Annotated in this window: 16 protein-coding genes and 3 pseudogenes; 6 read left to right on the top strand and 13 right to left on the bottom strand. The window is 59.5% G+C overall.

Going from position 1 to position 15,064, the window contains the following annotated elements; all coding sequences use genetic code 11:
* Positions 1–21 precede the first annotated feature (21 nt).
* Both FVF58_RS32400 and FVF58_RS32395 read right to left on the bottom strand, forming a co-directional pair.
* The gene (locus FVF58_RS32400; RefSeq protein ID WP_149673837.1) at positions 22–2,022 is read right to left on the bottom strand and encodes a DDE-type integrase/transposase/recombinase; all 2,001 of its coding nucleotides are present in this window, start codon (positions 2,020–2,022) and stop codon (positions 22–24) included.
* Positions 2,019–2,654: a hypothetical protein gene (locus FVF58_RS32395; RefSeq protein ID WP_149673836.1), complete on the bottom strand. Its 636-nt coding sequence runs from the start codon at positions 2,652–2,654 to the stop codon at positions 2,019–2,021. The genes FVF58_RS32400 and FVF58_RS32395 overlap by 4 nt, the downstream gene beginning before the upstream one ends.
* An 84-nt stretch (positions 2,655–2,738) precedes the next feature.
* Here FVF58_RS32395 and FVF58_RS32390 point away from each other — a divergent pair, with 84 nt between their 5' ends.
* The gene (locus FVF58_RS32390) at positions 2,739–3,554 is read left to right on the top strand and encodes an esterase/lipase family protein (RefSeq protein ID WP_149673904.1); all 816 of its coding nucleotides are present in this window, start codon (positions 2,739–2,741) and stop codon (positions 3,552–3,554) included.
* Between the two features lie 214 nt (positions 3,555–3,768).
* Here the strand turns inward: FVF58_RS32390 and FVF58_RS53165 are convergent.
* The 11 genes and pseudogenes from FVF58_RS53165 to FVF58_RS53160 form a co-directional block, all read right to left on the bottom strand.
* Positions 3,769–3,930: pseudogene (locus FVF58_RS53165) on the bottom strand (LysR family transcriptional regulator); the annotation flags it as partial.
* A 1-nt stretch (position 3,931) separates the two neighbouring features.
* Complete coding sequence (locus tag FVF58_RS32380) at positions 3,932–4,858, bottom strand: NAD(P)/FAD-dependent oxidoreductase (RefSeq protein WP_149673835.1); 927 nt, start codon at positions 4,856–4,858, stop codon at positions 3,932–3,934.
* A gap of 86 nt (positions 4,859–4,944) precedes the next feature.
* Complete coding sequence (locus FVF58_RS32375) at positions 4,945–5,997, bottom strand: alpha/beta fold hydrolase (protein ID WP_149673834.1); 1,053 nt, start codon at positions 5,995–5,997, stop codon at positions 4,945–4,947.
* Between the two features lie 878 nt (positions 5,998–6,875).
* Complete coding sequence (tnpC, locus tag FVF58_RS32370) at positions 6,876–8,453, bottom strand: IS66 family transposase (RefSeq protein WP_149673833.1); 1,578 nt, start codon at positions 8,451–8,453, stop codon at positions 6,876–6,878.
* A gap of 30 nt (positions 8,454–8,483) precedes the next feature.
* A complete protein-coding gene (gene tnpB / locus FVF58_RS32365) occupies positions 8,484–8,672 on the bottom strand; it encodes an IS66 family insertion sequence element accessory protein TnpB (RefSeq protein WP_149673832.1) in 189 nt (62 codons plus the stop codon).
* 4 nt (positions 8,673–8,676) lie between these two features.
* On the bottom strand, positions 8,677–10,758 hold the full coding sequence (locus tag FVF58_RS32360; protein ID WP_149673831.1) for a recombinase family protein: 2,082 nt from the start codon (positions 10,756–10,758) through the stop codon (positions 8,677–8,679).
* Entirely contained in the window at positions 10,751–10,945 is a 195-nt protein-coding gene (locus FVF58_RS32355; RefSeq protein ID WP_149673830.1) for a hypothetical protein, read from the bottom strand. Before FVF58_RS32355 ends, FVF58_RS32360 begins: the two co-directional genes overlap by 8 nt.
* 326 nt (positions 10,946–11,271) lie before the next feature.
* Positions 11,272–11,481: an IS66 family insertion sequence element accessory protein TnpB gene (gene tnpB / locus FVF58_RS32350; RefSeq protein WP_149673829.1), complete on the bottom strand. Its 210-nt coding sequence runs from the start codon at positions 11,479–11,481 to the stop codon at positions 11,272–11,274.
* The gene (locus FVF58_RS32345) at positions 11,457–11,954 is read right to left on the bottom strand and encodes a transposase (protein WP_149673828.1); all 498 of its coding nucleotides are present in this window, start codon (positions 11,952–11,954) and stop codon (positions 11,457–11,459) included. Before FVF58_RS32345 ends, tnpB (FVF58_RS32350) begins: the two co-directional genes overlap by 25 nt.
* Positions 11,955–12,000: 46 nt before the next feature.
* Positions 12,001–12,276, bottom strand: a complete 276-nt coding sequence (locus FVF58_RS32340) for a hypothetical protein (RefSeq protein ID WP_149673827.1) — start codon at positions 12,274–12,276, stop codon at positions 12,001–12,003.
* Between the two features lie 626 nt (positions 12,277–12,902).
* Positions 12,903–13,027: pseudogene (locus FVF58_RS53160) on the bottom strand (twin-arginine translocation pathway signal); the annotation flags it as partial.
* Between the two features lie 110 nt (positions 13,028–13,137).
* Between FVF58_RS53160 and FVF58_RS32330 the strand changes: the two are divergent.
* From FVF58_RS32330 to FVF58_RS32310, 5 genes and pseudogenes are all read left to right on the top strand, one after another.
* Positions 13,138–13,272 (top strand): entericidin A/B family lipoprotein, encoded by a 135-nt coding sequence (locus FVF58_RS32330; protein WP_149673826.1) that lies wholly within the window; start codon positions 13,138–13,140, stop codon positions 13,270–13,272.
* 138 nt (positions 13,273–13,410) lie between these two features.
* Positions 13,411–13,680 (top strand): annotated as a pseudogene (locus FVF58_RS54880) (TIM barrel protein); the annotation flags it as partial.
* Between the two features lie 79 nt (positions 13,681–13,759).
* The gene (locus FVF58_RS32320; RefSeq protein WP_246217254.1) at positions 13,760–14,044 is read left to right on the top strand and encodes a hypothetical protein; all 285 of its coding nucleotides are present in this window, start codon (positions 13,760–13,762) and stop codon (positions 14,042–14,044) included.
* Between the two features lie 162 nt (positions 14,045–14,206).
* Entirely contained in the window at positions 14,207–14,383 is a 177-nt protein-coding gene (locus FVF58_RS32315) for a hypothetical protein (RefSeq protein WP_246217253.1), read from the top strand.
* A gap of 71 nt (positions 14,384–14,454) precedes the next feature.
* Complete coding sequence (locus FVF58_RS32310; RefSeq protein WP_149673824.1) at positions 14,455–14,853, top strand: hypothetical protein; 399 nt, start codon at positions 14,455–14,457, stop codon at positions 14,851–14,853.
* Positions 14,854–15,064 lie beyond the last annotated feature (211 nt).

Here is a 15,064-nt window from a genome sequence, read left to right as displayed (position 1 = left end):
CTCGCAGCCTGAACAAGGGAGTTAAAACACCTGACCCGTACCGATCAAAAGCTTTCGCGGGCGAACCGAGGTACGTGGCATAAGTTCGTTGACCGTCGCCACTTGTGGATCCATCCCTGACACCGTGCCCGGCGTGGCGAAGTCCGGCCCGGGTGGGCGAGGCGGACCGGCAGGAGTACGTACAGTCGGCGCCGATCCGAGCAGTCGCGTCGCATGAGCGAGCTCCGTCGCAGCCTTGCGGGTCTTCTTCGCCTGCCTCATCTTCTCGTCGACATAGGCTTCAATCGGGTTGAGATTGAGGTTGGCGTTGCCTTGCCGTCTGCCCGGTTGCCTGAGAATCTGCTGACGCAGCTTGAGGTTGTGTGGGACCACACGCCACGCCCCTTGTGCCTCGAGTACGCCCAGCTCCATGCCGTCAGCCAGGAAAGCGCGTACGGAGCGCAGGTCGTCGGAATTCATGTAGATCAGCAGATGCTGCCCGATGAGGTGCGCACTCGTCGCAAGGACACGGTTCGTGTAGCGCACGCCATACAGGTTTATGTGCGGTCGCACCCCCTGTCCGATGTAGGCCCGTACGCGGCACTGTCTCGCCGACTGCATCAGGCAGAGCGTCCGGCGCTGATATTCTGCCAGCCAGACGAGGATCGTTTCCCTGCCGCGTACAAAGTATTCCATCGCTTCCAGCGGAGTCGCGTTGTTAAGTCCCCGGTGCGGTGTGCCGTTGTAACCTGCGATGGCGTACTCAACGAGTTCCGCCAGTTCATCGAGGGAGACGTATAGACGCAGATCGCCCTTTGGATCCGAGAGCGCCCGGCGAAGGTCGCATATGTGAGAGCCCGTGTATCCCGGCAAACGTGAAGACAGCCGGCTGGCAATCGTGCCGAAGAAGCGTTCGATAAAAGGGCGCGCGTCCGGGCAGTGTTTCGGACCAGCATCAGCGAGGCATCCGACGAATTCGCACAACGCCTTCATTGTCTCCTCTGCGAGGTTGGCTTTCGCGTTGTCGAGCCTGATCCACTCCCAGGTCACGTAGCCGAGTTCGGGCATATGGCCTGACGGGAAGCCGTCATGCGGTCCGTACGCCAGGCCCGGTATTGTGAACGTTCGCGGGCGGTGCGGCGTCAGCGCATTCTCGATAGTCTTGATGACGTCGTAGCGGCTATATTCGGTTGCCAATGCGACGTGGTACCCGATCACGGCGCGTGTGCAAACGTCGATGATTACCAGCAGCCATACTCTTTCCATCTCGAACTCATGCGCGAAACCCAGCGGGTCGTGCACGACCACCTTAAGACGGATGTCCAGCCGGTGACCATCGAACTCGACGACCTGATATGGCCGGAGCGCTGCGGGTGGACCGGCGTCGTCAACCCGCGGCAGGCCTTTGAGATGCGTGGCGCCCGCGGAGCGTGCGGCCGAGCCGAAGCTTCGCAGCATCTCCGCCTTCACCCGCCGCGAAAGCGAACGGATCGCATGGTCCGCCGTGTTCAGCGGGTAGTCGGCCGCCGTCAACCCGACTGACCGGCATTGGCGCAGGAAATTGTCGTGTAGAGATTGCAGGCCACGCAGACGCGTGCGCAGGTGGCCGTCAGTATGGACCTGCTCAAGCCACACCTTGCGTTGCTTCACCTGAAGCAACAGCCAACCTGTCAACGTCGGGTAGCGTTCGAGCAGTTGTGTGAGCGCACCTGCGGCACCGCGGCTGCCGCGCTCGCCGCGCACCTGCACATCACGCACTCGCGCATATTCTGCGATGCGCACGTAGTGGATGAGTGCCCGGAAGCCAAAGGGGCGGCCGTCAGGATGAGTTGTCTGGGCACGCTCAAGCCAGCGGTACAACTGCCGGCGATTGAAGTTTGTCGATTTCTCAATGGCCCTGATCGGCTCGCCAGCGATATAGCGCAATATGGCCTGCCGCCGCGCCTCGAACTTCCGGCCGTCTGATTCGTTGAGTTCGGTGTGAGCGACAGTGGGCCATGCGTTGACATCGATCGTCTGCAACTCAGGCTTGCGGCGACTCATGATGTCGCCTCCGCCGCTGAGAACGAGGTGAGCAGCGACAGCGGTTGCGTCTGAAGTGCCGACGCGCTGACGCGACCGCCGTGGAGCAGGCTGAACAAGGCAGCGCGAACGATCACCGGTTCGCTGGTCAGGAACTCGCGCTCAATATCGAGCAGCCGCCGTGGCTCGTCCACGAATCGCATGATGGCCAGTGATAGCGTTGCCGGCACGAGGCCGCGGTTCGCAACAAGGTAGGGGAGGATGCGCTGCCAGTTGTCCGTCCACGAACGCGCCGCAGCGAGCTCAGCCGATGCGACAAACCGGACCTCTGCGGTGCCAGCGTCAAGCTCGGCGCTTGCCCCGTCTACATTGGATCCCCAAAGTAGTTCGCTTAGTACAACCAACTCCTCGTGATCAACGTAGCGCACCCAGAAATCGGCGAGATGACGCTCTCCGTTGATCAGCACATAGCCGGGTCGCTCGCAGAAGGTGATCACCTTCGGGTTCGCCTCGAGCAGTAACCATTGTTCAAGCAACGCACGACGGTAGAACATGATGCGGCGCGCGAGCTTGGGACTGAAGGCTTCGAATCGGTGTGCGCCGCGTGGACGGCCAAGCGCCATCGGCGTGGCTGCCTGAAAAGTATCCGCCATGAGGTGAGCCTCCGAAGGACGGGATTCGAAGTGTAGGAGGCGAAGTGACAAATTTAATACGGAGATATGCGAGTTGACACTTTTATGCCGATTCAAAGGGGAATAAAAGTGTCAACTGGCGCGCATTTTGGCCCGTGGTTACTGAGGTGGGCCGGTGACAGATTTATTACGCCCTACGCGTCGGCAACACTTCTCGTTCTTGAACCACTTCGCGCGGCAGCCGACTACGTCGCCGGTATGGCCCCGCTGGCTGTCCCGCTGCCGCGCGGGGACGGTCATCCAGTACTCGTATTTCCCGGCCTAGGTGTCAGCGGGGCCGCGACGTCGGACCTGCGCAATCGCTTGCAGCAACTGGGCTACGAAGTCCACGATTGGGAACAGGGTGTCAATTTTGGACCGGGTGCCGACCGTGACCCGATGCTCGAACGTCTGGGTGACCATCTGCGGCAGATACATGCGTTGCATCGGCGTTCGGTTTCTCTGCTCGGCTGGAGCTTTGGCGGCGTCTACGCCCGTCAGTTGGCCGCGAAATATCCGGAACTGGTGCGCCAGGTCATCACGCTGGCGACACCTGTTGCCGACAACTCGGACGCCACTCACGCCGGATGGCTGCTGAACATGTTGAGCAGCGGGGTAACTCCAATAAGCCATACTTCGACGCGACGCTCCGAAACCGTTGCCTCTGTCCCATGCGCTTCGGTCTATTCGAAAACGGACGGAATTGTTGCGTGGGAAGGATGCGTCTCGACTGATTCACGGAATCACCGCAACATCGAGGTCGCGGACGTAAGCCATCTAGGCATGGTTCATCATCCGGAAGTGTTGCGCGTGGTGGCGGACCTCCTCACCCAGCATCGGGGCCGTCCTGGGCAGGCGATAATGCGGGCCGCAGGTCGATAGTGTCTTCGGGCGCGACATCATCTTGGAACATCGGGAGTACTGCCGGTGAAATGCGCGCGTCTCAAAATCTTCTCCACACTGCGCTGACCCTTGTCAGAAACGCGTCAAACGGCTTCCTTTGCGTCGAACCCATCAGATGCAAGCGATTGCTGCCAAGATTGAGCGCGAGCTCCAGTCGTCCAAACGGACCGTCGGGCTTATCGCCGTGGACGGCTTATGGCTTGCGTCCCGCTCTCTTTTTTCGAGCGTAAATCAAAGCTCCAGTTTCAACCGGGATGAACGGCGCCCGAAAATGGTCGATTAAAAAATCGATGAACGCTCGGGCACGTGCCGTCTGGTTTCTCTGGCTTGGATAGTAAACAGCCGCCGTAGCCGCATCACCTGGGGTTGTGAGGCAGGCTTCGATGAATTTCCGTCGCGGCGATGGCCGCTTCGCCCGAGGCGACACTGATCTGATTGAGGGTATTGACGATGTCGCCAGCCGCGTAAAGATGCCGGATGCTAGTCCGCTGATGTTTGTCGGTTCGCACCATTCCGTCGTCGTCCCGCTCCACTTCCAGTCCCAACACGTCGGTCCGGGCATTGCAGCCCATGACGGGATAAACAGAGTCAAACCTATGGACGGCTCCATCGAGACTGATGATCTGAACCCCTCGATGGGCACCTTCGGGTTCGTCCAGTCGCGATAGCTCGATCAGACCGATACCACTGGCGACAGCCGAATCCACTTCAGCGCCCGATAACGCATCGAGGTCGGACGCCACCACGGAAACGTCGCGCGAGAACGTTCGCATGAAAACAGCATGCGATAGCGCACACTTCGCTGGTCCCAGCATTGCGATGCGCTGACCGTCGGTCTCGTAACCGTCGCAAATGGGGCAGAGTCGAAAGAGACCGCGACGCGTCAGTTCCGCCGCGTTGGGTATCGATGGCAGTCCATCCCGAATGCCTGCGGCCAGCAACACACGGCTAGCATGCACCGAGCGCACCGCTCCTTCTTCGATGCCGGGCAGCGGGCGATAGTCGATCCTGAATCCGTTGTCGGCAGCTTCAATGGTCTCGACCCGAGCCGGCTCGGGCGTCAACACATAGGGTTCGAGCTGCTCGCGCAGACTAGCCAGCCAGGCCTCGCCGCTTATGCCGGATGGAAAGCCCGGAACGTTTCGCGCAAGCGGGATGAGCCGCGCTCGGCTTTCGCCCGAATCAAACACTTTCACCGAGCGGCGATATCGAGCGAGATATAAGGCGGCGGTCAGGCCGGCCGGCCCCGCGCCGACGATTACACAGTCAATTGAACTGGTCATTCGAAAGCGAAGCTCCGTAAGCTGCTCACAGCAGACGACTCCCTGTTCATACAGGACAAGAAAGCGTGGGCGCGCGCAACTCCGGGTTATGCTTCCGCCGGCGTGACCGGGAACCTCTCAGCCGCCGACGTCTCGTCAATGGCGGCGTTGCTATCGCCCGTTTCCACGGAATGTCCCGCGCTCATCAGGTCGATCGCCTCGACGATTTCAGCGGGGACCGCGTAATGCACCATGTGGCCCGCCCCACGCGCGATGACGAGCGTGCTATGCGTGATTTCACGATGCAATCGCACAGAATTCGCTTGGGGATCAATGACCTTGTCATCCACTCCCGCAAAGATGCTGACCGGCATCTTGAGGTCCGGATAAAGGGCACTGAACCGTGCTGCGGCGGGAATCATGAACGCGGCATCCTCGGCCTCCGCTTTGATCTGCACGGGACGGAGGATCATTTCCCGAGAGACAAAGTTAAAGAAGTCGGCTGGCGTGGGCAACGGGGAGAACATCGCTTCGACGGTCCGCTTTAACAACAGCCGCCCGGTCAATGGCGAAACCGTGTAACGCAGGACATCACCCACGATGGGAAGCGCTGCCGGCGCGGCGAGCGCTGCATCGGCGCGTGCAGTCGGATAGTAGTAGCCGGAAACCAGCACGAGACCGCGTAAGTCCGCGGCGCCGTCGGCCGCCATACCCAGTGCGACCAGCGTGCCCCAGGAATGTCCGAGCACCACGGGTTGGTCGACGCCGATTTGCACGAGCGCCTGTCGAATCAGTGCTGCCTGAGCCGTTGCAGTCCACAGTCGGTCGCGTGGCCGGCCGCTGTACCCGTAGCCGGGGCGGTCGAACGCAATCACGCGGTACCGCTCAGCTAACCGGTCGATCAACCCGCTGGCGATGAAATCCTGCAACAGTACGGCATTTCCATGCAGGAGCACGACGGCGGGCCCGGTGCCCTTGTCGACGTAATGGAGCGGTACGCCATCCACTTCGACAAAGCGGCCGACGGGCGGGTTGTCGCGTTCGGCTTTGCGGGCGCGATGCTCGACCCATAGCGCACTGATAGCGGCGGCAGTCGCTGCAGCTGCAAATGCTCCAAGGGTCTTGGTGGGTACGGCAACTTTGTTGAACGAGCGGCGCATGATTTCTCCGGAATGCCGACGGGCGGAAGACGATCCACTTCAGGAGAAGATCGGCCGCCCTGCCGCGGCGTGAATGTTCGATAATTTCGTCTGCGCCGATTCGCGCGGCCAAACAACGGGTCTTCCGACTTTTTCCGCGCAACGATCATGCCGCGAGGTGCAATTGCACCCAGCCCACTTGAAGTGCCAGCCGTGATACCGGTCACTTCGGTGCATCGCCAGGCGCGGCGCGCCTTATACAACCGATACGTGTCATATGTTCAATCTGAGGCCCGCTCCATCAACGGTTCAGATCCATCGACTTGTCTATGGACAGAAAGACCGACGCCGCGATCATGCGGTGGCATTCGGTTCAAAACTTACCGGGGGTCCGACGATGGCGGCACGCGTTCACGTATGGAGACCTGCAGTTCGCGGCAATCGATGTGGGAACGGCAGGGAAGCGCCTTGAAGCTGCCCACTGGCGACGACAGCTGAACGTTGGCAACGGCCGATGACCCGTCAGCAAACATCGCCCGATGAACGTCCGCTGCACCGTGTGAAGAGCCATTGATGCCTCGACGTGCCGGAAGTCCGCTGAGGGTCGCCTGCTGCCGATCGCCGTTTTACGGGCAACGGAAAATGCTGCCTCACGCATGAGGCAGCACACGGCCAGGAAGGGCCATTCGTTCGCACTGTCGCTCGGACGGTCAGATGTCGGCTCCAGCCAACGAACGGTCATTCGATTGCGCAATCATCGTTGCTTCATCGTGCCACCAAACGCGCTGCGAAGCAGTGCTTCCACAAGATCGATCAGCGCTGATTGTCGGTATGCGGTCATTTATCGACGCCCGTCAGAGTCAGTTCGGACGGCGTGTGAGTTGTGATAGCGACGGCTTTCAGCGGAGATTTGCTGGCATCTTCCAGGGTAGCATCGCGTCGTAGTCGTCGACAGTCTTCGCGAGCGGAAGTTGCTGGAACAGCCAGTGAAGGTAACGATAGGGATCGATACGATTGGCCCGGCATGTTTCCACGATCGAATAGAGGTTTGCGCTCGCATTGGCGCCTGCGACGGTATCGGCAAAGAGCCACGAACGGCGTCCAACACAGAATGGCCTGATTGCATTCTCACAGGCATTGTTCGATAACGGCCAGTCCCCATTTTCGACGTAGCGAACGAGTTTCGGCCATTGCCCGCGCAGGTAGTTCAGTGCCTTGCCGAGCAGGCTGCCTGGCACGACGGCTGGCAACTGCTCAAGCATCAGCGCCTGTATGAGGTCGAGCACGGGGGCACTGTATCGTCGTCGCAGTCGGCGCCGTCTTTCAGGTCTCCACTTTGCACTTCGGACCTCGGCCGCGAACAGCTTGCCGATCAGCCTGATGAAGCGCGTCGCGAGAAGATCGGGCGTACGTGCTGCTTTTGGCACATTGTCTTCTGCCTTGACGAAGCCCCTCCTCGCGTGGGTCCAGCATCCAAGGTGCGCGAGATGGTGGCGTTGCGCGATGCCATCGTAGGGCACGTAGCCGTCGCTCATCAGCACGGCGCCTTCCCGGATGCCATCGAACAGCTTCCCGGCCAGTTTGCCACCGCGCCCCGCGATGTAGGTGAACACGCGTACCGGAGTCTTCGACTCCGTCATCTGCGCCCACAGGTAGCTTTTCGTTTGCGGCTGCCGTCCCTTTTCCTTCAGAACCTGGAATGTTGTCTCGTCGCAGTAGATCACTTCTGCATCCAGCAGCGTGTCGCGCATCAGGTTGATCACGGGCTGTGTCGCAATACCCACCCGCACCATGCTTGCGGCAATCGTGTTCGACGAGATGTCGCCGCCGAAGCGGCGCAACAGACCGGCCTGACGATAAAGGGGCATCCCGAACTGATATTTGCCGGTCGCAATCCATGCCAGTGCAGCCTCGGTCAGCAGCCCACGGGGAATAATGCGCGGCGGCGCCGGTGTAACCTTGATGCCGAGATCGCAGCAGGGACAGGCGTACTTGACACGCTGATGCTGGATGACACGAATCTGCTCCGGAATCACGTCGAGCTGCTCGCTGATTTCCACACCGAACTCAACGAGCGGGTGGCCGTCATTCGCGCAAAACCGCTCTGCCTCGGGCAGTTCGTGGCGGTATATTTCGCGGGGCAGATTAGGGTCGAGTGGTTTGCGCCCGCGCTTCTTGCGCGAGTGCGCTGCAACCTTCGTGTCAGGCGTATCCTCCTGCGCGGGCAGTGCGTTCGACGCAAGCGCTTCGGCTTCGTTGAACAGCCCCAACTGATCCGGATCGCGAACCTCGCTCTTCGCGCCGAACAGCTCCCGGCGATAAGCGCGTAAGCGCTCTTCGGCGAGGTCGCGCTCTGCTGTCACGAGTCGCAGTGTGCCACGCAACTCGTCACGTTCACGCTGAAGCGCGACATGCTCCTCGCGCATCGCCAGGAGTGCCTTGAGCTCGTCGGCAGAGAGGGTGACGTTGATCGGCATATCGCTTGGACCGGCACGTCATTATCATGTTCAACTCACGCGAGCATAATTACGTTTCGGATGTCGCCCAAGCGCGGCAATGTCAACACCCTCGAGTAGCCAGTGCAAACGCTCGACATCCAGCGCGACGACCCCGGCACTACTATCGGGCCAGACGAAACGATCCTTCTCTTCCAGCCTCTTGAGCAGCAGCCAGAAGCATGCTTCATGATGCACCATTTGGCTATGTGGTTGATAAATCTAGAGATGTCTGTAGTGGTGACGGTACCGTGGGGGATTTTCTGCCCGAACGAACGCTTTCCGCAAAGCGAACAACCGCTTCACTCTCGAGATCCTGTCTGTTCAGGATCCAGGGGCCGCACGCAATCGGCCGCTCGGCCTTGACTTCACCCCGCTCGATAGCAAGGCGCAGTGTCCGATTGGTGATACCCAGTCGAGCTGCAGCCTGAGAGAGATTCATCCATCCCTCAGACTCTCGTCGCTGTACGTTGTAGCACGCAATATCGTGGTGGTGTCTGAGTGAGGTGATCAGCGACCGCGACCAGAAATTCCCGTGCACGGTCCGCATACCCTGCCGATTGAATACGCCGGCAATCATGTTGTCATTGCAGATTCTCGCCAGAATCCGCACAGCTTCGACGGTCTCCCTGTTGTTCTGAAGCGAGTGTTGTCCTTTGCGGCGTCGAGGCAAACGTAATGACGTATGCACGCCTCCCTTCCAATGGATAACGAGAACAACCTCGCTTGTGTCAGCATCGACGTCGACGACGATTTCCTGAATCAGTGCTCGCACGATCCGCTTCTTAATTCCTTCATCGGCAGCAGGATCGTTCCATACCGCTTCCAGATCGGCTGCGAGAGATTCGAATTCCTGCGCTGATGCGACTACCGGGCCGGAGCCGTCCGCCGTTTCCTCGCCAATTCTCAGTTCGATGGCTTGCACTTCCTGCAAAGCACGATTCCATCGCCGTTCAAGTTCATCAGCAACCAGCCGGTTCGTTGGATCGGCCGCGTCATATTGCGTTTGAGCGCGCCGCGCCCGGTATTGAGCCGCCTCCAGGTCTCGTCTTAGCGCAGCAACAACCTCCTGGTTCTGCACAGTTTGTTGTTGGTAGGCTGACACGGCGGCAGCTATGCCTGCAGGCTGCACAACGTGCAGGATCTGCGCGGCAACAGGTGCGTCAACAGAAGCGCCGCTGAATGCGATGCAGCGAGCTTCACGGGTGTCCATTGTCGGCACGGTGCAGGCGTAGCGTACGAATTCACCTTTTTCTCCTTTATAGAACACACGCAGCATACGGCCGCACCGGCGACACCGCAACATTCCGGTCAGCAATGCCGCCCCTTTCCGGGCCGCACCCGAAGACCCCGTGCCGCTGCCCAGCACGTTGCTCGAGATCATGAGCTGGATTCGCTCGAAGTCCCCCCAACTGACATAACCCTCGTGTGAATCGGTAATCAGGGAAACCCACTCGGCCCGCGACCGACGACGGGTTCTCTGTCGGGAAACACCGTCCTCATAGCAGGTCACATTCGCCTTTCTGCCATAGACGTACGCGCCCGCGTACATCGGATGGGTCAGTACGCGATGAATCCATGCGTATGACGCACGTCTCCAGTGAATTTCTCCCCGCAATGTTCTGGAAGGTATGGAAAGTCCGTGCTCGATGAACCATAGCGATGTCTGACGAGCGCTTCCCAATTCCATGAACTTGCTGAACACGAGTGTGATCGCATCCTGGATACGGCGGTCTGGATCCTTCTCCAGCACTTGATCACCTCCCTTGATAAATCCGACCGGGCAGTGTGAAACCAGTTCTCCGCGTTTAGCTTTTTGCACGCGCGCCTCGCTGGCCCGATGGCGAAGTAGATCAATCTCATACTCGTTCAAGGTACCTTTGAGCCCAAGGAGCAGTCGGTCATTGCTCTGGCGAGGCGCGTACACCATCTCCTGGTCGATCAATAAAGTATCGACAATCCTGCACACCTCCACGAGTTGCTGCCAGTCGCTGCTATTGCGCGCGAACCGCGACACTTCCCGAGCACATACCGCACCGACTTTGCCCAGACAAACTTCGGAAACCATACGTTCAAACCCGCTACGCGTTACCCCGCCCGCAGCAGACCGTCCCAAGTCTTCATCGATAACCTCGATATTCTCCCAACCCATCTGACGCAGATGCGCTTCCATCGCGTATTGCAGCCTCTGGCTCTCCAGATTATTCGCCACCTGCCAGGCCGAGGACTGGCGCACGTACAGGATCGCCTTGCGAGCAAGATGCTGCGGCATGATCTTTTCACTCATTGTTCGCCTCCCCGCAAAGCGTGACTGGAGCCCGATGGCCGTTGACCACCAGAGTCAGGAGATTTGCCAGTAACCGCGTCAACTCCTCGCGCACGGGCGCCGGCAATTGCTCCCACGTCAGCCCGTTCGGTCCGGGCAGAGACAACGTCAGTTGGTTGGCATTCTTCAACGATAGGCGGTCGCTCATCAGTGTCTCCTTGAGAAGAAGACTGAGCTTGCCTGATCTTTTCAGCACACCGCGACGGCGACGCTCGAAGCAAATCCACGACAGCTCGCAGCGCCTCCAGGTCAACCTGCGCAACGTCACCCAAACGCATCGTCGCGCAGGCGGCCGCATCCAGCATCCATTTCGGCACTTCGAAGAACTGGCCCTCCACGGCCCGCTCATCGAGAGCGCACCAATATACGTATGCCGTACGCGCCCCAGTCGCCTTACGCACTACAACCTGTTTTCCGTGCCACGGATGCCATGGATACCGCACCGTTCGAGTTTCGACTACCGTACCGTGGGTTTTATGTAGGCGGCTTGCAGAATCCGTTGTGATCCCAACCGAGGATCTTGATGCGATCACATCGCCGATTCGTGAATACGTAAAGCGACGAATCCATCGGGTTCAGTTGCATCGCCTGCTCAACAAGGATCGAAAGGCTGTTCATTCCGTAGCGGAAATCGACCGGGTCGCGGTGCAGATAGACCTTCAGACCTTCGTCGAACCGGAACACGCCAGCCTCCCGAGCATCTGGATGATTGTCTCGATCTCTTCGACGTTTGCCTCGCCAAGGTCAAACTCGACCCCGTTGGCTAACCGCACGTGAAGCGTGAGCGCGATCGACAGCTCCGCAGGAAACGGCATCGACCGCGGCAGCGACTCGGAGACGACAGGCACAAAGGCCGACGCCGAACTCGCATTCTCGATGCTTCTGACAGTCGAGGCGCACGCGTCGATCGCGACACCATCGATTACCATCGGCTCTGGATGCCGGGGACCGTGCAAAATCTGCTGCTGGTAGCGCGCAATCCATCGGCGTAACTGGTTTGGATTGACGCCGTGATCCATAGCCATGCGCGCAATCGACACGCCCGGCTTCAGGCATAGTGCGACGAGTTCTTGCACAGCATCTTCATTGAATTCACGCCGGCCGTCCCGTTTCTGGCCAGCAACCAACCTGCTTCGAAGGTCTCGATTATCGTTCATTGCAGTCTGAGTTCATGTGTCCACGTGGACACTTAGCTTCAGACCTTCAAACATTCATGAGAAGGGCGTCCTTACTCGATCGCATACGATTGTCGCAGGAGGCCGCAAGCATCACAACTGGACGCAAACCCAAATCTGCCCATGTTTTAGCGCAATGCTGCGCATGGCATCCGGTGCGCACCGCTTGCGACGCCGGGCAGACGAGTCGGCCGATCAGCTCGAGACTCAGCTCGCAGCGTGTTCTCAAGGCGGCTTTACGTTCCTTTCCTGTCGTTGAACGCATCGTGCCAGCAAAGGCCGGATCTATTATCAAGGGATTCATACTCTCGGCTCGTTCCGGACAGCGACGCTACGGTATAGGGACATTGGGCTCCGAGACTCGAGAAGAAATCATCCAGCACAACATCAAGAAGCACCCACCGGCAAGATTTCCTCCTGACCCCGGCGGCACTTAAAAAGTCGCTATGACGTGCAACTCGGCTCCGCCGGGGGGAGTTTACGTGCTACTAAGTCCGGGCGAGTTCCGGCAGCGCGATGGCGACTGGACCGACCAGGGTCCAAGCGTCGGGCCTCCGCAATTGCCGGGCGTCCTGCATGCCATGTGTTGGGGCGCATCGCGATTCTTACAATATCATCGCTCGTTTAGAGCAGGCGAGTCAGATCAAGTCCGGGAAGGCTGCGCCCTTCATTCAGTGCGGCAACCAGTTCGTCCACGCGAGGCGGGGGAATATCCTGATACCGGTCATAGTCGTCGGTATGCCTGCTCGAACTCACCGATCCATCGAGATTGGGCGCGCTGCTGATCGTCCCGCCGGACAGGTGCTGCGCGAGTGCCTCCTTTGGTGAAGCCGGCAGCGAGAGTGTGCCTCCCGTCTGCTGCACCCGCATGCAACCCGCTTCCCGCGCAAGCCGTCTGGCTGTCAGATTCTGGGTCGTGAACGTGATGCTTTCCGGCGACGCGCCGGCTATCAGGCCGGCGTTGGTCAGCACGCCTATACCGGCGCGGATGCGGTTGACGTATCGACGTTGCGACTCGCACCAACCTTCAGCACGATGACCGTTGCATCGCCGCCCACGTCACGATGCTGCGTCAGTCGATGCTGACAGGCGAAGCAGGCAGCACCGACAGCTAAATCGTCTAAAATTAATCTGCTCCGATCCTGATTTGAACAAGGGGAAGATAATGATTCGACTGATTGCATGGATGCTGATTGCTGGTACCGCGGTTCTCACCGGCTGCAGCACGATGGCGGGCGCAGGCCAGGACATTTCGAAGGGCGGCCAGGCGATCAAGAATGAGGCACAAGAGCCCAAGTAAGGGAGCCAGCTGGGCAAGCGCGCCAACGAAGTCAAGAGCCGAGGTCAACAAGCCCATTCGCTGTCAATCATCGCAGCAGACGCGGCGCCGTAATGGTGCCGCGTTTTCAATTGCGCGCGGTGATCGTCTTATTGTGCCGTGAGCTCGATTGCCGACGTATCCGCATCGCTGCCTGCCTTTATCGAGAACATCGAGTATGCCGTAACCGTTGCCCATCAGTTCAAGATTACCCTCCTCGTGGAGGCAATCAACCAGCGGGATGTGCCGGGTTACCTCATAGGTTCACTATGTGACGCTTTGAAGTGGGTCGATACGATAGGCGACGCGAATTTCGGCTTGATTCTCGATCTTTACCACGCGCGGCTTGAGGGGTTGCCGGCGACCACTGCTGTGGAGATGGCATTGCAGAAAGCTCACCATGTGCAGGTGGCCGCTGTGCCCTCCCGCCATGAACCGGATCCAGGGTGCTCAGACACACGCGGGGGCATTGAAGGCGATCGCGACGACTCCCTTCTATCTGAACATCAATGGCATCCCTTCCCACCTGCGCTACCTTCTGCGACGTGTTCGGCAGTGCTTGCCGCACGCATTGATCGTCGTGGGCCTCTGGCCGACGGGCGATACGCATCAGTGGATCGAGGACCTCCAGAGCGCGCTCAGCGCCGATCGCTATGCTACGTCGGTTCGGGATATGGTTAGCGCCTGCGTTGCCTCGACTGGCAAGTCAAGCGCGATCGATCCTGAACCACAATCTGGCGGCGTTGCCGCATAGCGGGAACATGCCGGCTTCGAAGCGCTCTGGCGGAGCGCGCGACGATAACTTTAAGTGACCTTCTTCGTGAGGCGGACGGCGTGCGTCTGGATGCCCGATGGCACTACCGGGCGGGGATGGTTGCGTCCGAGCAGACAGGCGCGAACAGCGAATGCCAACAGCATGAGCGCTGTCGACGATCTCAAGTCCTACGGCCAGATCGCTGACGCCCATGCGGACGGCATCAGAAAGCTTACTCCTGCGTTTCAGGCGCTGTACGACAGCATGTCCGACGTCCAGAAGAAGAATGCCGATCTGATTTTTTGGACTGACCATCATCACTCCGCAACGAAGGGGTGATCTCGAGACACCCGCAACGGGAAGCGGACCGGCACCGCAGTAGGGTTCCGGACCGCAGACAGGAGAACATCATGAAAATCCCAGCAGTGCGAGCCGCGTGCACGGGCTCGATGAAGACCAGAATCATGACTGCAGTTGGCCTGGCATTGGCCATTGGCGGCATGTCCATCGCGCCGGCCTTTGGCGAAGGCAACGGCAACCAGGAGGGCCAACAACAGCATGACGCGAATAACAACTATCAGCATAAGCAGGGACATCCACAGCAACATGGCATGGATAACGGGTCTCGGCAAAACCAGGGGCATCAGTCGGATCACGGCAACCGGCAGGCTTATCAACATCCCAACAATGATCACCGTCGCGGCGACGACTACGGCAACCAGGACTATGTGTATGCGCCCCCACCCGTGGTCTACGCGCCGGAGTCGGCACCTGGCATCAGCCTGTTTATACCGCTCCAGTTCCGGTAGAACGCAGGACTGCCCGGAAACGTGGTCCGCTGGATCATTGCGGATTCGTTTGACGCAAGCCGGTCGCACTTCGAACATCGACTGGCGCCACTCATCGTGGACGCCGACCGTTCTGCGTTGTGAAGATGTGCCGCAACGTCGCCGATCGACGTACTCACTTTGAAGGTGAACGGCTTGATCAATCACCCGCCCAGCCATGGCTGACAGCCGT

This window comes from Paraburkholderia panacisoli, from assembly GCF_008369935.1.
Taxonomy (GTDB): Bacteria; Pseudomonadota; Gammaproteobacteria; order Burkholderiales; family Burkholderiaceae; genus Paraburkholderia; species Paraburkholderia panacisoli.
This window is presented reverse-complemented; position numbering and strand designations above follow the sequence as displayed.